24 protein-coding genes and 1 pseudogene are annotated in these 23,377 nt (G+C 38.9%); 24 read left to right on the plus strand and 1 reads right to left on the minus strand.

All coding sequences use genetic code 11. The annotated features are described in order from the left end of the window. The first annotated feature begins 1 nt into the window (after position 1). The 23 genes from NBG71_RS02270 (at position 2) to NBG71_RS02380 (ending at position 21,317) form a co-directional block, all read left to right on the plus strand. Positions 2-1,735, plus strand: a complete 1,734-nt coding sequence (locus tag NBG71_RS02270) for a terminase large subunit (RefSeq protein WP_250916509.1) — start codon at positions 2-4, stop codon at positions 1,733-1,735. A 9-nt stretch (positions 1,736-1,744) separates the two neighbouring features. After that, positions 1,745-1,924 carry a hypothetical protein gene (locus NBG71_RS02275; protein WP_098943281.1) on the plus strand — a complete coding sequence of 60 codons (180 nt, stop codon included), beginning with the start codon at positions 1,745-1,747 and terminating at the stop codon, positions 1,922-1,924. Beyond that, a complete protein-coding gene (locus NBG71_RS02280; RefSeq protein ID WP_250916510.1) occupies positions 1,924-3,141 on the plus strand; it encodes a phage portal protein in 1,218 nt (405 codons plus the stop codon). Before NBG71_RS02275 ends, NBG71_RS02280 begins: the two co-directional genes overlap by 1 nt. Next, positions 3,131-3,775 (plus strand): HK97 family phage prohead protease, encoded by a 645-nt coding sequence (locus NBG71_RS02285; protein WP_170832166.1) that lies wholly within the window; start codon positions 3,131-3,133, stop codon positions 3,773-3,775. Before NBG71_RS02280 ends, NBG71_RS02285 begins: the two co-directional genes overlap by 11 nt. A gap of 13 nt (positions 3,776-3,788) precedes the next feature. After that, on the plus strand, positions 3,789-4,997 hold the full coding sequence (locus NBG71_RS02290; RefSeq protein ID WP_250916511.1) for a phage major capsid protein: 1,209 nt from the start codon (positions 3,789-3,791) through the stop codon (positions 4,995-4,997). Between the two features lie 95 nt (positions 4,998-5,092). Continuing rightward, on the plus strand, positions 5,093-5,401 hold the full coding sequence (locus NBG71_RS02295; protein ID WP_023582511.1) for a head-tail connector protein: 309 nt from the start codon (positions 5,093-5,095) through the stop codon (positions 5,399-5,401). Next, positions 5,398-5,721 carry a phage head closure protein gene (locus tag NBG71_RS02300; RefSeq protein ID WP_250916512.1) on the plus strand — a complete coding sequence of 108 codons (324 nt, stop codon included), beginning with the start codon at positions 5,398-5,400 and terminating at the stop codon, positions 5,719-5,721. The genes NBG71_RS02295 and NBG71_RS02300 overlap by 4 nt, the downstream gene beginning before the upstream one ends. Next, positions 5,718-6,158: an HK97-gp10 family putative phage morphogenesis protein gene (locus NBG71_RS02305; RefSeq protein ID WP_250916513.1), complete on the plus strand. Its 441-nt coding sequence runs from the start codon at positions 5,718-5,720 to the stop codon at positions 6,156-6,158. The genes NBG71_RS02300 and NBG71_RS02305 overlap by 4 nt, the downstream gene beginning before the upstream one ends. Further along, a complete protein-coding gene (locus NBG71_RS02310; RefSeq protein ID WP_250916514.1) occupies positions 6,155-6,490 on the plus strand; it encodes a hypothetical protein in 336 nt (111 codons plus the stop codon). Before NBG71_RS02305 ends, NBG71_RS02310 begins: the two co-directional genes overlap by 4 nt. Before the next feature lie 93 nt (positions 6,491-6,583). Continuing rightward, positions 6,584-6,877 carry a hypothetical protein gene (locus tag NBG71_RS02315; RefSeq protein WP_193017316.1) on the plus strand — a complete coding sequence of 98 codons (294 nt, stop codon included), beginning with the start codon at positions 6,584-6,586 and terminating at the stop codon, positions 6,875-6,877. Positions 6,878-6,938: 61 nt separating this feature from the next. After that, a complete protein-coding gene (locus NBG71_RS02320) occupies positions 6,939-7,406 on the plus strand; it encodes a phage tail tube protein (RefSeq protein WP_036913331.1) in 468 nt (155 codons plus the stop codon). Between the two features lie 2 nt (positions 7,407-7,408). Beyond that, positions 7,409-7,789 carry a phage tail assembly chaperone gene (locus tag NBG71_RS02325; RefSeq protein ID WP_250916515.1) on the plus strand — a complete coding sequence of 127 codons (381 nt, stop codon included), beginning with the start codon at positions 7,409-7,411 and terminating at the stop codon, positions 7,787-7,789. A 41-nt stretch (positions 7,790-7,830) separates the two neighbouring features. Next, positions 7,831-8,097 (plus strand): phage tail assembly protein T, encoded by a 267-nt coding sequence (locus NBG71_RS02330; protein ID WP_250916516.1) that lies wholly within the window; start codon positions 7,831-7,833, stop codon positions 8,095-8,097. Positions 8,098-8,116: 19 nt separating this feature from the next. Further along, positions 8,117-11,383 carry a phage tail tape measure protein gene (locus NBG71_RS02335; protein ID WP_250916517.1) on the plus strand — a complete coding sequence of 1,089 codons (3,267 nt, stop codon included), beginning with the start codon at positions 8,117-8,119 and terminating at the stop codon, positions 11,381-11,383. A gap of 2 nt (positions 11,384-11,385) precedes the next feature. Then, positions 11,386-11,718, plus strand: a complete 333-nt coding sequence (locus NBG71_RS02340; protein ID WP_109409628.1) for a phage tail protein — start codon at positions 11,386-11,388, stop codon at positions 11,716-11,718. After that, complete coding sequence (locus NBG71_RS02345; protein ID WP_161769478.1) at positions 11,715-12,464, plus strand: phage minor tail protein L; 750 nt, start codon at positions 11,715-11,717, stop codon at positions 12,462-12,464. The genes NBG71_RS02340 and NBG71_RS02345 overlap by 4 nt, the downstream gene beginning before the upstream one ends. Positions 12,465-12,469: 5 nt before the next feature. Beyond that, complete coding sequence (locus NBG71_RS02350; RefSeq protein WP_250916833.1) at positions 12,470-13,177, plus strand: C40 family peptidase; 708 nt, start codon at positions 12,470-12,472, stop codon at positions 13,175-13,177. 90 nt (positions 13,178-13,267) lie between these two features. Further along, complete coding sequence (locus NBG71_RS02355) at positions 13,268-13,768, plus strand: hypothetical protein (protein WP_250916518.1); 501 nt, start codon at positions 13,268-13,270, stop codon at positions 13,766-13,768. Between the two features lie 56 nt (positions 13,769-13,824). Next, positions 13,825-14,418 carry a tail assembly protein gene (locus tag NBG71_RS02360; RefSeq protein ID WP_250916519.1) on the plus strand — a complete coding sequence of 198 codons (594 nt, stop codon included), beginning with the start codon at positions 13,825-13,827 and terminating at the stop codon, positions 14,416-14,418. 19 nt (positions 14,419-14,437) lie between these two features. Further along, positions 14,438-18,148 carry a TipJ family phage tail tip protein gene (locus NBG71_RS02365; protein WP_250916520.1) on the plus strand — a complete coding sequence of 1,237 codons (3,711 nt, stop codon included), beginning with the start codon at positions 14,438-14,440 and terminating at the stop codon, positions 18,146-18,148. A gap of 13 nt (positions 18,149-18,161) precedes the next feature. Further along, the gene (locus tag NBG71_RS02370; RefSeq protein ID WP_193775174.1) at positions 18,162-19,787 is read left to right on the plus strand and encodes a phage tail fiber protein; all 1,626 of its coding nucleotides are present in this window, start codon (positions 18,162-18,164) and stop codon (positions 19,785-19,787) included. Positions 19,788-20,118: 331 nt separating this feature from the next. Beyond that, positions 20,119-20,418 (plus strand): hypothetical protein, encoded by a 300-nt coding sequence (locus NBG71_RS02375; RefSeq protein WP_127913599.1) that lies wholly within the window; start codon positions 20,119-20,121, stop codon positions 20,416-20,418. Between the two features lie 368 nt (positions 20,419-20,786). Beyond that, complete coding sequence (locus NBG71_RS02380) at positions 20,787-21,317, plus strand: hypothetical protein (RefSeq protein ID WP_088495888.1); 531 nt, start codon at positions 20,787-20,789, stop codon at positions 21,315-21,317. Positions 21,318-21,922: 605 nt separating this feature from the next. Here the strand turns inward: NBG71_RS02380 and NBG71_RS18895 are convergent. Beyond that, a pseudogene (locus tag NBG71_RS18895) lies at positions 21,923-22,095 on the minus strand (IS3 family transposase); the annotation flags it as partial. A gap of 394 nt (positions 22,096-22,489) precedes the next feature. Here NBG71_RS18895 and NBG71_RS02385 point away from each other — a divergent pair. Beyond that, entirely contained in the window at positions 22,490-23,125 is a 636-nt protein-coding gene (locus tag NBG71_RS02385; protein WP_088495887.1) for an NAD(P)-dependent oxidoreductase, read from the plus strand. The last annotated feature ends 252 nt before the right edge of the window (positions 23,126-23,377 follow it).

Raw genomic sequence — 23,377 nt, forward strand, 5'->3', positions numbered from 1 at the left:
AATGGCAATCGTAGCAGATGGAATTCAGTACGCTGAACAGGTGGTTGCTGGAGAAATTGTTGCGTGCGAACTGGTACGTTTAGCGTGCCAACGGTTTTTGAATGATTTAGAGCATGGGCCTGAGCGTGGCATCTATTTCATTGAAGATCGCGCACAGCACATACTCGATTTTTATAGTTTTATTCCTCATGTCAAAGGAGCATTAGCTGGTAAACCCATTGATTTAATGCCTTGGCATGTATTTATCTTAATTAATATTTTTGGTTTTGTTATTCCGTTAATTGATGAACAAACGGGTAAAGAAGTTATAGATGAAGATGGTGATGTTGTCTTTGTCCGTCGTTTTCGCACCGCTTACAACGAAGTTGCACGTAAAAATGCAAAATCCACATTGTCATCAGGTATTGGGCTGTATATGACCGGTGCCGATGGTGAAGGCGGTGCCGAAGTTTATTCTGCAGCAACGACACGTGATCAGGCTCGTATCGTGTTTGAAGATGCGAAGAACATGCTGAAAAAGTCCAAAGCGACACTTGGACGCTTATTTGAGTTTAATAAACTCGCTATCTATCAAGAAAGAACGGCTTCTAAGTTTGAACCGCTTTCTAGTGATGCCAACAACCTTGATGGTTTAAATATTCATTGTGGCATTGTTGATGAATTGCATGCACACAAAACTCGTGATGTGTGGGATGTATTAGAAACCGCCACCGGTGCGCGTCTGCAGTCTCTTCTTTTTGGGATCACCACAGCCGGCTTTAATAAAGAGGGGATTTGTTACGAACTACGGGATTACGGTATTAAAGTGCTTCGTGGCCAAGTGGATGATGACTCGTTTTTCGCGATTATTTACACCTTAGATAAAGACGATGATCCTTTTGATGAAACGGTGTGGCAAAAAGCGAATCCGGGTCTCGGTGTTTGTAAGCGCTGGGATGATTTACGCCGTTTAGCCAAGAAAGCTAAAGAGCAGGTTTCTGCACGGATTAACTTCTTCACCAAACACATGAATATTTGGGTCACGGCTGAATCTTCATGGATGGATATGATGAAGTGGGATAGTGCTCCTGAACTCGCATCACAACAGGAATTACAAACTTATCCGTTATGGGTCGGTGTTGACCTTGCCAATAAAATTGATATTTGTGCGGCCGCTAAAGTATGGAAACAGCCCGATAACGGTCATGTTCATGCTGATTTTAAGTTTTGGCTACCCGAAGACCGACTTGAGCGTTGTTCTAAACAAATGGCAGAACTCTATCGTAAATGGGCTGATATGGGGCATCTCACATTAACCGATGGTGAAGTTGTCGATCATGCTCAAATTAAAGAAGAAATCATTGAATGGGTGACGGGCGAAAACTTAAACGAACTAGGTTTTGACCCATGGAGTGCGACACAATTTAGTTTATCGCTGGCTGAAGAAGGGCTACCTCTTGTTGAGGTTGCTCAAACGGTGCGTAACTTTTCTGAGTCCATGAAAGAGATTGAAGCACTGGTTTATGCGGGTAAGTTTCATCATGGTCAACACCCTGTTATGAACTGGATGATGTCAAACGTCACGGTTAAACCAGATAAAAACGACAATATTTTCCCTAATAAATCCACACCCGAGGCAAAAATTGACGGCCCTGTTGCACTATTTACGGGTATGAGTCGATTATTGGTGAATGGTGGAGATCAGGAACAAAACCTCTCTGATGTCCTCGCTTCTCGAGGTTTACGCTCTCTCTAAGGAAATTTAATGAAATTTTTAACAATAACAGCCTTATTGGTTGGGATTGCGGGTGCCTTTTTGTTGTCATGGGGCGCTTGGTTAATTTACTCACCGATGGGGTATATTTGCGCGGGTTTATTGTGCCTTTTATGGTCATACCTTGTTTCAAGAGCGCTTGGACAACCTAGAAATAACAAGGAGGAATAATGTTTTTTCCTGGGTTATTTCAGAAATCTCAGAAAGAGATGACCTCATCAGAATTGAGTGAGTTAATTGAATTGTCTTATGACACTTATTCTGGTCGAAGAGTCAGTACACAACTCGCTATGCAACTGACTTCTGTATTTAGTTGTATTCGTGTTCTTGCAGAATCGGTCGGGATGTTGCCATGCTCTTTATATGAACAATTAGAAAGAGGAAATAAACGCGCCACCAAAGAACGGTTACACAAATTACTGGCGGTTAAGCCCAATAATTACATGACACCTCAAGAGCTTTGGGAGCTATTAATTGCCTGTTTGTGTTTAAGAGGGAATTTTTATGCTTATAAGGTGTACGCCTTAGGCGAAGTGGTTGAATTACTACCTCTCGATCCTAGTTGTGTCACGCCAAAATTAAATAGCCATTGGGAGCCTGAGTATCAGGTGACATTTCCAAATGGTAAACGTGAAACACTGACACAGCAAGAAATCTGGCATGTGCGGATTTTTACTCTTGATGGTTTAGTGGGATTAAGTCCGATCGCCTATGCACGTCAAGCCATTGGTTTAGGATTAGCCACCGAAGAGCATGGTTCGCGTTTATTTGGAAACGGTGCGGTGACAAGTGGTGTATTGCAAACGGATCAATATCTAAAAGATGATGCTTACGAAAGACTAAAATCTGACTTCGGTGAACGGCACCAAGGGTTAGTCAATGCACACAAACCGATGATTTTAGAAATGGGGTTGAAGTGGCAACAAATCAGTTTATCGGCTGAAGATGCGCAATTTCTTGAAACACGAAAGTTTCAGTTAGAGGAAATTTGCCGTATTTTTCGCGTTCCTCTTCATATGGTGCAAAACACCGATCGCGCCACATTCAATAACATTGAAAACTTGGGTATTGGTTTTATTAACTACTCACTTGTTCCTTACCTTATTCGTATAGAGCAACGCATTAATGCAGGGTTGGTAAAAGCCAGTAAACAAGGCGCTTTTTATGCCAAATTTAATACTGGCGCTTTATTACGTGGTGATATGAAATCGCGATTTGAAGCCTACTCAACAGGCATTAACTGGGGGATTTATTCGCCTAATGAATGTCGTGAACTCGAAGAGTTAAATCCTCGTGAGGGTGGTGATATTTATCTCACACCGATGAATATGACCACTAAACCAGAAACCCAAAAACAAGAGGAGAAAGCGCATGCCGATGACGACTAAACAACGGCTTGATGTGCCATTGAAAATTAAGTCTGTTAGTGACTCTGGTGAGTTTGAAGGCTATGGCTCCGTTTTCGGGGTAAAAGACAGTTATGCCGATATTGTGATGCCGGGTGCTTTTCTTAATTCCCTGAGTCAGTGGAAAGAAAAAGGTGCGTTACCTGCTTTACTTTGGCAACACCAAATGGCTGAGCCTATTGGTATTTATACCGAAATGAGAGAAGACAGCACCGGACTCTATGTAAAAGGTCGCCTGTTAATTGATGACGATCCTTTATCTAAACGTGCACATGCTCATATGAAGGCCGGATCACTCTCCGGCCTTTCTATTGGTTACATTCTTAAAGATTATGAATATGACCGCAGTAAAGATGCCTTTCTACTGAAAGAAATCGACCTATGGGAAGTCAGCTTAGTGACATTTCCTTCCAATGATGAAGCGCGAGTCAGTGATGTGAAGTCGGCATTTGCTCGTGGTGAATTACCCACACAAAAAAGTATTGAGCGAGTCCTGCGCGATGTTGGGCTTTCGCGAACACAAGCTAAGGCTTTTATGGCTAAAGGCTACGATGCACTTTCTCTGCGTGATGTTGAGCAAGAAGCATTAGAAACATTGAAATCTATTTTTAAATAATAAAGGAAAAATTATGCCTATTGATCATAAAGATGTCAGTGAAGTTGCTCAGGAATTAAAAGGTCAGTTTGACGAATTTAAAAAGTCGAATGATAAACGTATCGATGCGATTGAAGCTGAAAAAAGTAAGTTATCAGCAACCGTTGATACCTTAAATGGTAAATTATCAGAACTGGATGAATTAAAAAGCAATTTAGAAGCGGAACTTGCTTCGGTAAAACGTCCAGATGGTAACGTGACGAATAAAGATGTCTCTGAACACAAAACCGCGTTTGAATTATTTGTGCGTAAAGGTACAGATGATGGGCTTGCGGAATTAGAGCGTAAAGCAATGCAGGTCGGTTCAGATCCTGACGGCGGTTATGCGGTACCTGAAGAACTGGATCGTAATATCATTACGGCATTGCGTGATGAAGTGGTTATGCGCCAAGAGTGTAATGTGATTACGGTTGGCACAGAGAAGTTTAAACGCCTGATTAATCAAGGTGGCACAAATAGTGGATGGGTTGGGGAAGTGGACAAACGCCCTGAAACCAACACATCAAAACTCGCCTCTATTGAGCCTGTATGGGGAGAAATTTACGGCAACCCTGCTGCTACTCAAACTATGCTTGATGATGCCTTTTTTAATGTTGAGCAATTCATCACCAGTGAGTTAGCCACAGAATTTGCAGAACAGGAAGAAGCGGTATTTACCCACGGTGACGGTATTAAAAAGCCTAAAGGCCTGTTGGCATACGGCAGTGACGATAAAGGCGACAAAGAGCGTGAGTGGGGTAAGTTACAGCATTTGTTATTGAAAAAACCGACAGAAATCACGGCGGATGAAATCATGAAATTGATTTACACCATGCGAAAGGTTTATCGTACAGGTGCTAAGTTTATGATGAATAACAATACATTATTCCAAGTTCGCACACTGAAAGATGCTCAAGGTAATTACTTGTGGCAACCCGGTCTGCAATTAGGGCAACCTTCTGCATTATTAGGGTATGGCATTGCAGAAAATGAGCAATTTGCTGATGTCTCTGCTGATGCTGTGCCGATTGCTTTTGGTAACTTCAATCGCTGTTACACCATTCTTGATCGTATTGGTGTTCGTATGTTACGTGACCCGTACACCAACAAACCGTTTGTACATTTCTATACGACGAAACGCGTTGGCTCTATGTTGGTTGACAGTAATGCGGTGAAGTTACTGAAAGCTGGAGCCACTAAATAATCTGAGTTTATGTATCTCAGTTTTATATATACCGCTTAATTGCGGTTTTTTTGTGCCTGCGATCGGGATAGATCGCAGGATTTATTGGAGGTTTCATGGCATTCCCAACTATCGATGAATTGAAACGCCAATGCTATATCGATGGTGATCAGGATGATGATTTGCTTCAACAAAATCTATCATCAGCGATAGCAGAAGTGGAAAGATTAACAAACCGAAAATTGTATGATGATGAAATACCTGAAAGTGATCATTATGGCTTACTTCTTTCCGAAGATATAAAAATAAGGCTCATGCAAATGGTTGGTTTTTGGTATGAGAATCGTGAAGGTCAATCACTCCCCGAGTCACTATGTAATGCATTGCGTGAATATCGTATTAGACCTATGCGAGGGCAATCATGAAAGCAGGAAGATTGCGCCAAACTGTCATATTTCAACAGAACGTACCCATTAAATTACCTTCAGGGCAATTTAAAAAAGAGTGGATTAATATCGCTTCAGTGCGGTGCGAAGTAAAACATCTTTCTGGTCGTGAGCTGATATCCGCTAATGCTGAAATGTCAGAGGTTACCGTTAGAGTGTGGATGCGTTATCGACCGGATATTAACAGTACCTGCAGAATGGTTTGGCGTGAGCAAATTTATGATATTCAGTCAGTCATCCCTGATGAGAAATTGACTCGATTAGAATTGCTATGCAAACAAGGAGTTAAACAATCATGAACTTGGATTTCTCCGATCTACTCGACTTATCAAGAGAGTTAGATGTTTTAAGTCTAGCTGAAAGTCATCAAGCGATGCGAAAAGCAACCAATGCGGCTGCAACGTTATTACGTGATGAAATCAGAACGTCCGCGCCACGAAAAACGGGAAAATTAGCACGAAATATAGTGACCCGTAATCACAGAATGCGCAATAAAGGTGAGGTTTCTTCGGGCGTTTATGTTCGAGGGAGTAACGTATCAGGCACAAACAGTGATAGCTCTATGAAAAGTGATCATCCTAATAATGCCTTTTATTGGCGCTTTCTTGAAGAAGGTACTTCTAAAATGGCGCCAAGACCTTTTATACGTCCCACTTTTGATCGTGAATCGGATAAGGCAGCCAATTTAGCCATTAGCGAATTAAATAGAGCGATTGATGAGGCGCTAGGAAAATGACAGAGGCGGATATCTACGCAATTTTATCACCTGTATTACCTGATAAAGTTTTTCCGTATGTTGCTCCACAATCAAGCCCTGCAATAACAGCGCCTTGGTGTGTCTTCTCTTTGTACGATGTCAAAGGCGATGTACTGAAGGGGCAAGCCGAAACAATGACGAATATTCAGGTTGATGTTTATGCCGATACGATTGATGAGGCGAGAAAGCTTCGCTTGTTATTTGCTAATGCCTTAACAAAATTAAGCCCTGTTGAAATTTCAGAGAAACAAGACTACGAGCCAGATACAGGATTGTTTATAGCAACATTTGAGTGCCAAGTTTGGCAATAGAGAGATGTAATCTTTAAAACTTATTTGATACCAAGAGGTGAAGTCAGGAGGTATAGTGTAATGAGTGTTCAGTATGTACTAAGAGGGTATACAATGTCAGAAATTAATTTTGAAGCACTTGGTCGATGCACTCATCTAAAAGAAGCTTTATCAAAAGCAGCAAATGAAAGAAATATTGCACTAAATAACCTAGATTGTAAAAGCGGTAAAACCAGTGAATATGATCTTTCTAGAGTTAAACATATCGATATTCAAAAGCTAAGAAAGGCTATTGATGATATTGAAAAAGCAGATATAGAGCTTATGTCATTAGTGGAGGAATACAATAAGTACGCCTCCCAAGCTAAGTTAGATGAAATTATTATAGTTAGAAATACATCGTACTAACTAAACACAATCACACTAAAGCCACCTTCGGGTGGTTTTTTTATGCCAATAGGAAATGATCATGTCTAGTAAATATGAAAAAACACAAGGCACTAAAATCAGTGTCTCGAAATTACCCGCAACTGAAGTTAACCCTGCTGATGCGGTATTTTTAGGGATTTCTTGTTCAACAAAAGAAATCAGTTATACCGGTGGGCAGAAATCAGATATTGATGTCACCACGCTCTGCTCTGAGGAGCAAGAAGTTACCAATGGATTATCCGCACCTGCAGAACTCACCATTAATGGTAATTTCACCGATGATGAAGGCCAAGAAACATTACGTACTGCGTATGAAAATGATGAAGTTCATGCCTTTAAAGTGGAGTTCCCTTCGGGGATTGGCTATGCCTTTTTAGCCGAAGTGCGTCAAAACAGTTGGAGTGTTTCTACTTCAGGTGTGGTTTCAGCTTCATTTACCCTACGTTTAAAAGGTAAATCTAAGCCGATTAAAAACGGGACTGTTAATTTAAATAAAGGTAGCGAATAACCATGAAAAAACCGTCATTAAAATCACTCGCTTTAAGTGAAAAGAATGCCTTTCGCACAAAGAAAGTGAATGTTGCTGAATGGGAAAATACGGTCATCATGCTTCGTGAGCCGTCATCACCCGCATGGATGAAATGGCGTGAAATTATTAACCATGATAATGCTGAAGATGAACATTCGTTATCTGACATTGAAATTGCACAACGTAATTTACGTGCCGATGTTGTGATGTTTATTGATGTGTTGCGCGATGAAGATGGAGAGGTTGTTTTTGATGAATCAGATATTAACGATGTGATGGCTATTTATGGTCCAGTGCATTCTCGTTTATTAAAGCAAGCACTCGATTTAACCATTTCGGTTGATGATGCAGAAAAAAAGTAGCCCAGCCTGATACTTTCTTTTTAATGACATTGGCGCTCCGTATGGGGCGCACTCTTAATGAACTCACTAGCCAAATGAGCTTGAGTGAGCTTCGGATGTGGATGGCTTTTGATCGCATTAATCCCATCGGTGATATTCGTAGTGATATTCAAACAGCACATATCGTTTCTTCTATTTATCACTCTCAAGGCGGTAAATGCACGCTTTCTGATGTGCTTTTACGGTGGGACCCCAAAGCAACCCAAGAAAGTGATGATGGTTCTAATGATGGGTTAGAGAATTTCTTTCAGTCTATTTCAGAAAATTAATTATTTTTGCGAGGATAAAATGGCAAAACTGCGTGAACTGATTATTAAAATTTCTGCTAATTCTTCCTCGTTTCAATCTGAAATAGCGCGTGCTTCGCGCATGGGGGAAAACTATTATCGGATCATTGAGCAAGGCGGGCGACGCGCCAGTGGTGCATCTCGTGAAATGCAACGCGCTATCCATGATCTAAATGGTGAATTATCGTCCATTAAAAATACCGTATCAGGCGTTGCGGGTGCATTTGCAGGGGCTTTTGCAACACAGCAACTTATCAATTATGCAGACGTATGGAGTCAACTCAGCGGTCGATTAAAATTAGCATCTACCTCGATGGAAGACTTTAAACAAGCACAGCAAGAGTTAATGACGCTGAGCCAAAGAACAGGCACATCGATTGCAGCGAATACGAATCTATACAGCCGTGTTGCACAATCCATGCGTGATGCGGGGTATGCCTCAAGTGATGTTGCTAAAGTCACTGAAACCATTGCAACTTCATTAAAGCTCTCTGGCGCCAGTGCTGAAGAAACCAGCTCTGTTATTACACAGCTAAGTCAAGCATTAGGTTCGGGAGTTCTTCGTGGTGAAGAGTTTAATGCCGTCATGGAAAATGGTGGGCGGTTAGCAAAAATGCTGGCTGATGGTATGGGAACGACGATTGGTGGTCTGCGTGAAATGTCGCAAAGCGGACTGCTCACGATGGATAAAATTGTTCCTATCCTGACGAATACGCAACAGTTACGTGCTGAATTTGAGCAATTGCCAGCCACGGTAAGTGGGTCTGCACAGAAGATTGAAAATGCGTTCATGGCATGGATTGGCAATGTTAATGAAACATCAGGTGCAACGCGTATATTGTCAACTGTAATGGAGGGGATCGCGAACAATATTGATGCTATAGCCTCTGTTTCTGGTGTGTTAATTGGTCTAGGCTTGGCTCGTTATTTTGGTGGGCTGACAACGAGTGTGGCAAATGCAACCATTGGGGTTGGGCGTGCAACTAAAAGCGAAATAGCCCATGCTCAAGCTCAATTGAAAGGAATTAAAATTGCAACAGCAAGATCAAGAGCAACTGTCTATCGCGCTCAGCAAGCCGTATCTGCTGCACAAAGTGTCGAGCAACAGGTATTAGCTGAGAAAAGATTAGCGCAGGCTCAGGCAAAGTTAGATAGAAATATCGCAGCTAGACGTATTGCTCAAGAAAATCTTAATAGAGTGACATCAACAGGTTCTCGATTGATGAGTGGCGCGATGGGGCTAATTGGAGGTGTTCCAGGCTTAGTGATGGCTGGGGCATCTGCTTGGTATATTATGTATCAAAATCAAGAGGAAGCGAGGCGCTCTGCTCGAGAATATGCCGAAACTATTAATCAGGTACAAGAGAATTTAAGAAAGATGTCTCTTCCTGATGTATCTGACAATTACGATAAAACGAACGATTCACTCACTGAACAAAATAGGCTGGTTACAGAGCAAAAAGGTAAAGTTGATGATCTAGAGAAACAAATTAGAGGTTACCAGCAGATACTTGCATCACCTGGACCTAAGATGGGTGATTTCATGATAAATCATCTAACTAGTGAAGCTGATGTTGTTAATCAATTAGCTGAAGCTGAAAAAGATCTTGCAGCAGAAAAAGAACGCCTCATTCAAATGCAAGAGAAATCGACAGGGATTCAGTCTGCATTAAAAAACATTGAAGAACAACGAGTATTCTTAATTCGACAACAGGCTTCAGAGCAAAACAAAGCTCATCAAGCCTTGGTGTTTATGAATGCTGAACAAACTAAGTTCAATCAGATCATGAATATTGGTAACAATATGCTCGCTACTCGGCAGGCATTAGTCAATATTCCTATGCGTATTCCTAATGCACCACTAGATGATAAACAGCAAACGCTAATAAATAACTCTGAACGAGAGAAAATTCTCTCTTCATTAACGGGTGAAGTTAAAGTTATTAAACAGGCCGAATTTTCTGCCGATGATGTGGGGTTAACCAACACGCCAGAACATGCCGAAAATCGCCAGAAATATATTAATAACCTAGTGACTGCTTTTCAAAATCGAGAAAAGCTAAATGAATCTCTTAAAACAGGAAAGACAACACAAAGCGCCTATGAAAAAGCGCAAAAAGAAGCTGAAAGAACCGCAGAACAATATGAGCGGAAAATAGCAGATTTAAGTGTGGCAACAGAGGTTCAGAAGGTTAGGGCTTCACAAGGCGAAAAAGCCGCTTCTCTTTATGCAGCATCACATGAAAATGGGACTAAATGGACTGATAAGCAAAGAGAAGCGATTGAACGCTCATCTGTCGCTCTCGCAGAATGGACACAAAAAGCAGATGATGCCGTCAAAAAGCATCGTGATATGGAAGAGGCTCGTAAAAAACTGCAAGAAGCCACAGTCAAATTTAACGATGAAGCTACGTTAGTGACCAAAACTAACAGCATGAGTTCGAGAGATAAAAGCTACTTTGATGAACGTCAGCAAATAGACCGTATCTATAATGAATCTGCAAAGAAAACAGAAGATATTGAAGCCAGATCTAACGCATTAGATGCATTGGAAAATAAATATCGAAGTATTGCTCTTGCTGAATCTGACTGGACCGCAGGTATAACGCGTGGAATGAAAGATTGGGTTCAAGAAAGTGGTAACTATGCTTCTCAAACAGCCTCTGCTGTTCAAAATGCAATGGGAGGAATGGTTGACACGATCAGCGATAAATTAAATGGTAATAAAGCCAGCTGGAAAGATTGGTCTGTTAGCGTGTTGAAATCTATTCAGAATGTACTCATTAATGCGGCAATAGTGAATAGCCTTAATACAATGGCCGGTGCTGGTGGTTGGATGGGTGCTGTTGGTGGATTTTTAGGTGGTGTTGCCCATGCTAAAGGTGGGGTACATAGTTCAGAAAGCCTTGGTTCTTATAGTAATCAAATCGTTAGCTCACCCACTTATTTTGCCTTTGCTAAGGGTGGTGCACCTAATCTCGGACTTATGGGCGAGGCAGGGAGTGAAGCTATAATGCCATTAACTCGAACTGCAGATGGCAACTTAGGGGTTAGAGTTGTTGGTGGTAATAATCAGGGCGCTACTTCAGCACCACAGGTTTACATTACCATTGACGGTAATGGTAATTCAGAAACTCAATCGACGAATGGATTCGAGCAGTTTGGTGCGGAGATTGGCCGATTTGTTGATAGCCGTTACCGAGAGTTAATGTCTAAAGATATTAGACCGGGTGGTTTAATTTGGAATGCAACTCGAGGAGGCCGTTAAAAATGGAAACATTCACTTGGTGTCCGCGTGTAAACCCGACTGAAGATGTCTCTTACAACACAAGGAAAGTCAAGTTTGGGGATGGTTATGAACAAGTTTCTGGTAATGGTTTAAATTCACGCAGTCAGAAATGGTCAATGGAGTTTGTGGGGGATGAAGACTACATTTCAGCTATCCGTCACTTTATTGATAAACACGCAGGAATAAAGTCGTTTTTCTGGAAACCACCTCTTGAGCCACTTGGATTGTATCGTTGTGATGAACACAAACTCATTCCAAATGGCGCAGGAAATTACACCCTTTCTTTGGTTTTTATTCAGGCATTTAAATCATGATCACAGCCGATTATCAAAAATTAGAGCCGGGCAATACTGTCCGGCTTTTTGAAGTTGATGGTACAGAATTTGGTGTTCCTAATATTCTGAGATTCCATGCATACAATATTCCCATCACGGAAGAGGAAATGCAAAAGGCTAAAGGAGAAATAGAGGCTAAGTCCATTTGGTGGCAAGGGAATGAATATGGGGCATGGCCAGTTCAAATAGAAGGGTTAGAGTCTTCTACAGCGGGTTCTAGTGCTAATCCTAAATTGTCAGTGGCTAATTTAGATAGTTCAATAACCGCATTATGTCTGCATTATGATGATATGTTGAAAGCGAAAGTGATTATTCACGATACACTTTCTCATTATCTCGATGCAGAAAATTTTAGTGATGGGAATGCTTCTGCAGATCCCACCCAAGAGCGAGTATCTGTCTTTTATATTGATAGTAAAAGCGCAGAAACAAATGAATTTGTTGAATTTACACTGGCAAGCCCAATGGATTTACAAGGTGTGATGATACCCACTCGGCAACTACATTCAATGTGTACGTGGTGTTTACGAGGGCAATATAAATCGGGAGATGGGTGTGATTATGCAGGGCAAAATGGTTATTTTGATAAACAAGGTAATCCTGTTGATGATCCATCACTAGATAAGTGCAGTGGTTTATTGAAAACGGGGTGTGTACCACGATTTGGTAAAAATAATCCTCTTCCTTTTGGTGGTTTTGTCGGAACCTCATTGTTACGGAAATAATAATGATGCAAAAGAAAATACGAGAGGCGATATTTTCTCATGCAAAAAAGGAATATCCCAAAGAAGCATGTGGCGTTATCATCCAAAAATCCAGAGTAAAGACGTATTTACCTTGCGTAAATGTAGCTACAACACCTCAAGAACACTTCGTTATTTCTCCTCAAGAATATACATTATGTGAAGACCAAGGTGTCGTTATTGGTATTGTTCATAGTCATCCAGATGCCACGACTCAACCTTCTGAATTAGATCAGGCTCAATGTGATGCACTGGGTATCCCTTGGTATATTGTCAGTTACCCCGAGGGGGATTTTCGTGAAATTCTTCCTCGAGGCGAACTTCCTCTTATTGGTCGTCCATTTGTGCTTGGTTTTACGGATTGTTGGGGCCTAATAATGAGTTATTTTAAGCAGACACATAATATTGTATTACCTGATTATCGTGTTGATTATCTGTGGTGGGAGCAAGGTGAAGATCGCTATATGGATAATTGGCAAGAAGCGGGATTTGTGAAAGTAGAAGGTGAACCACAAGCAGGCGATATGGTTGTTATGCAGGTTCAATCCAATGTTGCAAATCATGCCGGTATTATTCTGGATGATGGTATGTTGTTGCATCACCTTTATGGGAGACTAAGCCAACGAGTTCCTTATGGTGGTTATTGGCGAGATAGAACAATTATTATATTGCGTCATTTATCATTAATTAAATAAAAAGTATTTATTTCTATATTTGCCTTTCATTCTTATTATCAAATTATTAACATGATCACGTTTAATTATAAAAACTGATATGGAGTGATAATGAAAAAATTTGGTTTTTTTACATTTGCTATTGGTGTTATCAGTATAATTATCGGATTGATAATATTAATGAATATTAAAACGGAATATGATTCTGTTAGATTATTTCCTAATGCAGTAGTTTCTATGTCCATCGGTTGTTTTTTAACTTTAATAGGCTCTATTTTTGCAGGTTGTGGCGCTATTGTTGAAGAAATTAGAGGAGGTAAATCATCTCTTACTAATAATCAACAAATAAATAATCAATCAATTGAAAGTGAATGTTTTGATATAGGTAAATGGTCTGCTTCTAATTTTGTCATTAGAGGAAGTGATGGACTGAAATTTGATGAAGAAGCAGTAACTAAGTTTGTCGAAGAAATGAAAAAATCAAAACCTACATATAACGGAGCACAGTTAATAGCATTTTATAAGATGGATATAAACGCTATAACAAACGGTTTTCCAGAATCATTAAGATCAAAATTTACTGAAGATTTTGAAAATAAAGTAAATCATTAATCATTCAAACATCTTAAATATAACCCGCCAAGTGCGGGTTTTTTTATGGAGTTTTTATGCAAGAAGAAAAAATGGTAACGATAGAGTTAAGCGGAATATTAGGCAAAACATTTGGTAAAACTCATCAGCGCATAATTACGACAACATCAGAAGCAATCAGAGCACTTTGTTGTACCTTAAATGGATTTGAACAGTATTTAAATACCAGCAAATCACGAGGATTAACATTCGCTGTATTTAAAGGGAAAAAGAATATCGGTGTTGATGATCTTAATTTCCCGATATCAGAAGAAATTATTCGTATCGTTCCGGTTGTGATGGGGAGTAAAAGAGGGGGTGTTTTTCAGACTATTTTTGGTGCCGTCCTTGTTGCTGCAGCTATATGGTTACCTTGGGGATCAGCATTATGGGCCAGTAACCTTTTATTTGCTGTTGGCGCATCAGTAGCTATCGGCGGTGTTATTCAAATGCTTTCACCTCAACCGAAAGGTCTTGCAATGCAAGATCAGGGTGAAAACAAACCTTCGTATGCGTTTGGCTCTCCTACTAATACCGTTTCTCAAGGTTACCCTGTGCCAGTTCTTTATGGCGAAAGAACTATTGGTGGTGCCATCATTTCGGCTGGTATTTATGTAGAAGATCAGCAATAAATCTATTTGGAATAATCTAATGAGAAAAACAATTCACGGTCAAAAAGGGGGCGGTGGTAGTCCTCGTGTGCCTGTTGAACAACCCGATGATTTACAATCTATTGCTAAAGCAAAGTTACTCATTGCATTGGGTGAGGGAGAATTTGCCGGAGAGTTAACGGCACAAAATATCTTTCTTGATGGCACACCGTTAGAAGACACTGAAGGAAATGCAAATTTTAGTGGTGTAATGTGGGATTTTAGATCAGGAACACAAGCACAGACTTACATTCAAGGATTGCCTAGCGCTGAAAATGAAATCAATGTTGGCTCAACGATTTCGAGTAAAACACCGTGGGTTCATACATTTACTAATTCACAATTATCGGCTATTCGGATTCGTCTAAAGTGGCCCTCATTATTCAAGCAAGAAGATAATGGGGATCTGGTGGGTAATGAAGTTAAATACGCCATTGATTTACAAACCGACGGTGGTAGCTGGAAAACTATTATTGACAGTGCCGTGAAAGGAAAAACGACTTCGGGTTATGAGCGCGCGCATCGAATTGATTTACCTGAGTCGAAAACATCATGGTCACTGCGTGTTAGAAAGGTATCTAATGATGCTAATAGCAGTAAAATCGGTGATACGGTTGTTTTGCAAAGTTACACTGAAGTCATTGATGCTAAATTCACCTATCCTCATACAGCGTTACTTTATATTGAATTCGACTCTAAACAATTCAACGGCTCTATTCCGCAAATAACGTGCAAACCGAAAGGGCGCATAATTCGAATACCCTCAAATTACAATCCTATTGATCGTACCTATACGGGGGTGTGGGATGGTTCCTTTAAATGGGCATGGACCAATAATCCCGCATGGGTTTTCTACGATATTGTTATCTCCGATAGATTTGGTCTTGGACAACGAATAAATCAACAACAGATAGATAAATGGGAGTTATACCGTATAGCGCAGTATTGTGATCAATTGGTACCCGATGGAAAAGGTGGTGACGGCACAGAACCTCGTTATGTCTGTGATGTTTATGTGCAAGATAGAAATGAAGCGTATAACGTGCTACGTGATTTTGCAGCCATCTTTCGAGGGATGACCTATTGGGGTGGCGGTCAGATTGTAACATTAGCGGATATGCCTCGTGATATCGATTATAGCTATACCCGAGCTAATGTGATTGATGGAAAATTTATTTATTCAAGCAGTAGCAGTAAAGAAAAGTATTCCACAGCATTGGTTTCGTATTCAGATCCGCAAAATGGATATGCTGATGCAATGGAGCCAGTGTTTGAACCTGATTTAGTTTCTCGGTTTGGGTTTAATCAATTGGAGGTTACGGCAATTGGTTGCACCCGACAAAGTGAAGCCAACAGAAAAGGGCGCTGGGGAATACTGACAAACAATAAAGACAGAATGGTGACATTCTCTGTCGGGTTAGATGGGAACATTCCACAACCCGGTTACATTATCGCTGTTGCTGATGAACTGTTGTCAGGAAAAGTCACTGGTGGTCGAGTGAGTGCCATCGATGGCAGAAATATCACGTTAGACCGTGTTTCAAGTGCTGTGAGTGGTGATCGATTAATTCTCAATCTTCCTTCAGGACAATCGCAAGCAAGAACGATACAAACAGTATCGGGAAAAGTGATCACTGTTACAACGGAATACAGTGAGACACCAGAGACAGAATGTGTGTGGGTTGTTGAATCAGAAGAACTGTATGCACAACAATATCGCGTTGTTAGTGTTACAGAAAATGAATCTAATCAATTTACTATTACCGCCATTCAGCATGATCCCAGTAAATATGAACATGTTGATTCTGGAGCATTGATTGATGAAAGGCCCATTAGCGTTATTCCTCCTAATAATCAGCAAGTTCCGAAAAACATTATCATTGATTCTTACTCAATGGTCAGTCAAGGCGTTAGCTTTGAAACAATGCGAGCACAGTGGCCACAAGTTGAAAACGCAATCTCTTATGAAGCGCAATGGCGTAGAAACGAAGGTAATTGGGTCAATATGCCTCGTAGCTCCATTAACTCTATTGAAGTTCCTAGTGTTTATTCTGGTCGATATTTAGTCCGCGTTCGAGCCATTAATGCCTCTGAGATCTCAAGCGGGTGGGGATATTCTGAAGAAAAAACGTTAACCGGAAAAATGGGTAACCCACCCAAGCCGGTTAACTTTAGATCGTCACCATTAGTCTTTGGTATTAAGCTAGACTGGGGGTTTGGTGAAAACACCAGTGATACATTAAAAACTGAAATTCAGTACAGTAAAACCAATGATGGTGAAGGTCTGATGCTGTTATCTGATGTTCCATATCCATCTAAAACCTATGAAATGGCAGGTTTGTCAGCAGGCGTAGCATTTTATTTTAGAGCAAGGCTGGTGGATAAAACCGGTAATCAATCTGAATGGACTGAATTTATTCGGGGAGAATCGGAGTTTGATGTAGGTACGATATTGCCAGAGCTTGATGGACACTTTATGTCATCTGAAGCCGGTCAGCAACTTAGTGAACGCTTGGATTGGAATGCTGAGACGGCGCTTCTTCTTAGTAACGCTGATTCTCAACTATCACGAAGTATGTTAATGAAGCACGGTCAGTCACAAGCGGGTATTCGCGAGTTATGGCAAGTTCGTGCAACGGATAACGAAGCCTGGGCACAGGAAGTTAAAGAAATTTACTCCGCTGTTGGTGATAACACGTCTGCAATTAAAGAAACTCAAACGTCAATTACCGAGCTAAATAAAGCGTTCGGTCAAACAACTACGGAGATCCGCACAGAGTTAAAAACAACTAACCAAAATTTAGCTAACACAGATAAAGAAGTTGGTCGCATTCGTGCTGATGTTACGACGAATAAAGAGGCAATATCTGAAACAAATAAAGCCATGGCTAAATCAGAGGAGCAAGTGCAAGCTCAATTTGGCAAACAGCAGGGCATGATTAACCAAAAAATGCAGGCTGAATTTAGTCAATCTGGCGATGGCGTTGTCACGCATTCTATTAATATCACGATTGTTCATAACAACGTGAAATACAATGCAGCAGGACAAGTAATTAGTGCTCAAGTTAAGAATGGCAAGCTTGAGTCATTCTTTGGCTATAACGCAAATAACTTTGCTTGGTATAACCCTGCAAATGGCAAGATGGAATTATTCATGTATGCCAAAAATGGGCAGTTCTTCGTTCGAGATTTATTTATCGAAGATGGCTCGATTACAAATGCAAAAATAGGAAATGTTATTCAATCAAATAATTATGTGGCGGGAAAAGCAGGCTGGATAATTAATAAAAATGGATATGCTGAATTTGATAATGCAAAATTTAGAGGAGAAATTAAAGCCACTAAAGGCACAATGAATAATGTGATTATTGGTGAAGATTGTGAAATTAAGGGCACTTTAAAAGTGGAGAATATCGAAGGTGACATAGTTAAGTTTTATTCTCTTGGTAATGGAGAAACAATTACGATACCGGCACAATCTTTTGACCGTGTTATTCAAGTAGTCACCATAGCGACGACTCATAATAGTAAGTGGTGCCGATTGTGGTTAAACGATAATAAGTTCTTTGAAATTAAAAATGGTGGGAACTATGAAGAATTTACTTATTGGAATTCTCCATCAACAACGTTAAAAGCGAATACGCCGGGCGTATTTAGGTATGACAGCGAAGATAGATATTTCAAAATAACACTATTAGCCTGCAAGCAATAAGGAAAACATATTCATGATATACACAACAGGCACTGTTAACACAGTGTCAGGGTCTGCTTTTGTCAAAGGCACTGGCACTAAATTTAAAAATAATAATCCAGCTATTAATATCGGAATGACTATTTTAATTAAATCGGGAAATACTAATATTCCGTATATGATTAAATCCGTTAATTCCGATACTGAATTAGTATTAGCACAACCCGCATTAGTAACAGCAACTAATACAACATTCTCAATTCATATTACTGAGCCAGATAATAATAGTGATGCAGCAAGAACAATGGTCGCTATTAATAGTTATGTTGAGTATTTCCTTGATGCAATGAACACATGGATGACTCAAACGGGGCAAACAAAAATTGAGATGCCAAATGGCGAAATTGTCACGCTTGATAGTATTAAAAAGATGCAGGGAGATATTGCGAATAAGCTAGATACTAAGAAAGGCGGCATTCAACGTGCTGAAGGTGAATTGCGCTTAAGTAGCGCCATCGGGGTTGTAAATAACAATGAGAGTAATGCGGCATGGATATCTTTGGGGCGTGGGAATCCTGATATTTATGTTAAACGGGAAGGTGCCACTAACTGTATTTATACATTTCCAGATCCGAAACTAGGAAATAGGGCACTGATGGGTGTTGGTGATTTTGGTATTGGTTTAAATGCAAAAACAGGCACAACTCAAGCCGAAAGCACCAATGCAAATAACTTAGACACTAATGGATTTTGGGCATCAGGGGGTGGGAGTAGTGTTAATTTCTACAACCCTTTTGGGCCATTAATATCATCCTCAAGAGGAGGTGGTAGTGATGGAACTGGGCAAGTGTTTCAAATTCAAGCATCCAGTAAAAATCTAGCGTATAGAATGCGAAATGTTAATAACTGGACTTATTGGTCTGAGTTAATGAATGTGCGTAGTGATGGAGTTAAATCATCTAAAGCAGATTTTTTAGATAACGGGTTTTATACATCAACTGGAATTGATAATGATCTTCCATCTACTGTTTACAACGGGATCATATCAGCACACGCTCATCAACCAACGTCTTATCAGATGGGAATATTTGGGCGAAATAAAAAGCTTTTATACACTCATAAAGAAAATGATAATTGGGTTGGTACGTATGAAATTCTTCATACGGGTAATGCTAAACCAGACTCTAACGGCTTCTACAAAAAAGCCTCTCCAATTATCGACATCAGCTCTGACGGCACATTCACAACCAATGATGAATCAGAGGGGGCTACGGTTACTCGATTAGCTCAAGGTGAATATCTTATTGAAGGCGTGCTGGGCTTTAACTCAGACGCAGGCTGGGGTGGAGTTGATGGCGGTATTGAAATTCCACTCGATGTAAATAAACAGCCACTGATATGGGTTAACTCTAAAATCAACAAAGACGGCTCTATTCTCGTTAAAACGTATCACCGTACTCATCCTAACGCACCTGAGTTTGCTCGTAATGATATTGATGGCTTTAGCGACGGGGATTCTATTGATATCCCTGATGGACGTTTTATTTCTGTTCGTGTACAGATGCCAGAGCAATCAATCTATAACGTGAGAATGCGTGAGATGGAAGAAGCACAGAAAGCTGAAAGGCATTATTATTGCGGGGTTAAAATAAATGAGTAAATATGGTTTGAAAGTAATTAATGGAAAAATGCGGAGTATTTAAGTACATTAGAATCATTTGTTTTTTAAACGCATTAATAATATTAAAAAAGGAAATTATAATACAGGAATAAAAGAAACGGATGATCCACCAATGGTCTTTTCAAAATGTACAGCCATACAGTCGGTTATTCCTGCTTCAATTTCGGTTATAAAAAAGGATGGATATTGGAACATTACTTGTCAACAAAACGGTGATGTTCTTTTTGAGTGTTATTTATTCGTCAGAACATCATATTATAATAAAGTTAAACCCAAAAAAAGGGGTATTCAGATATTTAATAATGACAAGTTGCTTCAAGTCTCAGGTGCAAGACCATTAAGAATTCAGTCCATTACAGGGTTTTCTAATGGTAGATCTATTGGTAATGAATTATCGGTGGGTATCCAATGCGCTTCACTGTGTCGAGTTGTCGGATATTACTCTATACTAACATCTCCTTATCAACATGCAGTTATTGAAGTGGGAAGTTGCGGTTCAGGCACTAAAATCGTACCAATGCGATGGCAATTAACGGTATTGCTGGGACCTAGTGCAAATTCAAGTACGGATGATGTGTTGCAGTATATTGATATAAAAGACTATCAATAATAGATAGTGGGAAAATGAGGTTTATATTTATTAGGTATAACACCTAATTTCTTAATAGTACAAGGCAGGTATAAAGAGCCTCGTTAGGAATGCAATATTTTTATATCGATGTGAAGGTGTAAGTTGGATAATAAAATAGTTGAAATAAGGAACTTGGGGTAGCTAATTTAGCTATGAAGTGTAAAAGATTATCAAGGTAAAGTACTATATGTGAACTGACGGTTAGTATTTATAAAAAGCAGGTATGAGTAACTTTTTGAATTATAGCTAACTTATGGATAGATCATTATTTTCGGAAATCATACTAGCGTTACTTATCATTTCAATAGTATTCTACTCCTTTAACTATTTTAAGGTGTGGTAGTAAAATGAAAAGAGAAAAAAAAGTTATAAAATTTATGATGCTATTTTTCATCTCATGCATGGTCATTATAATTGGAAGCTATATTCTTAATTTCAGGAATGGCTCAATATCCAATGATCCATCTGATTGGGGAGTCTTGGGGGATTATTTTGGTGGTATTTTGAATCCATTGATATCCATGATTATGCTATTTTTCTTAATCAAAACGTATTTATCTCAGAAAAAAGAACTTTCTCAGAGTGAGATTGTAGCTGAAGAACAGCGTGAAATTGCACAAAAAACTGCTCATATACAGCTATTAAATACAAAAATATTAGCGTCTTATGAAATAATATCATTATATAGAGGTGAAATGGAAGGAGTTACTGATGCGATGAATGCTCCAGGTAACGATAGGTCTTATACATCAATGTATGGGGAACAATATTCTTCTATTGAAGAGCAAAAAAAATATAGACAATTAATGGCTAGAAAAATAAAAGTAGAATTAGAAAATATAGAGAAGTATTTAGAAGAAATACCCACTCCTATTTAATAGTGGGTTTTATATGAAAAATATAACAAATACACATTGTCGGCTTGTTTTCGCTATATTCAAAACCAGCCTCAAACTTAAATATTAAGCTTTTAGGAAATATTATCCTCACTCGCTAGAATGAAAAAACAATTCGCTTATAGTAGAATTACTTATCCAGAATTCTCACATGCCATTTTATGTGGTGAGGAATTGAGATATATACATTCTGATCGTTATGGTAGCGATTCTAGTAATGTCAAAAATTACTAATAGATAAGATTGAATATGCCAAAGTTGTACAAGTAGATCACGGTATTGTAATAGAAAAAGCAAAAAATTAAGCGCAGTTTCAAATTAGAAGCACTCATTCTAAGGTTAGCGATATTAATATTTTCACTGAAATTTCTACAAAACTGGATGCAAAAAGTGTTTTTTCCTACTTAGTGGTAATTACAACAACCTTAAAAATATTTTTATATCAAATAAAAATGGTTTGAAGTATGTTTAGTAGTAATATTACTTATATAAAAGCTAGTTGAAAATGCTCTTATTCATAAGTTAAGTCTAATAGATTATCGGGAAATAAGTCTGACAAACTATTAGGAAAATGAATAGGCACCAATTCAATAGACACTAACTAATCTTTCTTTATACCGTTTTTTATACTTTACAGGTGACTGTTGATTATTGAAACCGGGTCTACGTTGTAGAACATTTCTATATATTCAAAAGCTTTTTCTCGTGTTTAGTAGATCTTCCGCTTAGCTCTTTCCCATTTTAATAATTGAAAAAAAACTCTCTGTAACCGCATTATATTACAACTCCCCTATGACTCATTTGAACGGCATGATAGGCTTTGAACCTACGCTCCGAATTAACCTCTTTTACTGTATCCTTTATTGCATTAGCTTGCGATGATAGTTCGACAATAGGTGTTCACCTATTATTGTTATATATCTTCCCCATATTTCATATGTATAGGTTTTCACTATAGTAGCTTTATTTTTGTTAACGTACAGATGTTAGAACAATCAATCTATAATGTGACAATGCGTATTTGGCTTTTTTCTTTTTTATGTTAAAAGGGTTGTAGTAATGATTTTTTTGTAATAATCAGGATATCTGTTATACATTTGGTTTAAGGGCAAATAATGTAAGTTCAGAGATACAAAAACTAAAGGAGTGACAAAATGAATATATTGATTATTGGTGCTAGTGGTCATGCAGGAAAGAAAATACTTCAAGAAGCTTTAGAAAAAAACTTGAACGTTACCGCCATTGTGAGAGATAAGAAAAACCTATCAGACATAAAAGGTAATTTCAAAATAATAGAAAAAGATATTTTTGATTTATCATATGATGATTTGAAAAATTATGATTTGATTGTTAATGCCTTTGGAGTTTGGGATGCTTCGCTTTTAAATCTTCATGAAAAAGTAGCAAAACATTTAGTTAATTTATTATTAGGAAAACCACAAACGCTCATTATTGTTGGTGGAGCTGGGAGCTTATTTATTGATGAAAAAGGGAATGCTCTAATAGATTCGGAAAGTTTTCCTGAAAGTTATAAACCTGTAGCCACGGCGATGGCAAAAGGTTTAGCTATATATCGTTCTACTTCTGATGTTAATTGGATTTACTTAAGTCCTGCTGCTGATTTCATCTCTGATGGAGAGAAAACAGGGAAATATATACTTGAAGGCGAGTTTTTTACAACAGATAGTAATGGAGAAAGTAAAATAAGTTACGCCGATTATGCAACTGCATTGATTGACGTTGCTTTATCCGGAAAATACAAGAAAAAGCGTATATCTGTTAGATGGTAACTTTTCTTTCTAAACGTAAGTATGAATAGCACTTTTATATTAAACGGCTTGTGATTACAGATCCTTCATGTGCCGTTTTATCGCTTCTTCATTTTCGTTCAACCATGTATCTGTTGTTCTTGGTTTTCCACCTCTTTTTTCCTTAGGTTCTATCTGCTCCTGATTGAAGTATTTTTCCCTTTTTATAATTTGGTTAAGACTTTTCCATTGCACATCTTTATTTTGGATTTCAGTCTTTTTGTTTTCATCTTT

Origin of the sequence: Proteus sp. FZP2095 (assembly GCF_023701425.1) — a bacterium.
In the GTDB taxonomy this organism is placed as follows: Bacteria; Pseudomonadota; Gammaproteobacteria; order Enterobacterales; family Enterobacteriaceae; genus Proteus; species Proteus cibarius.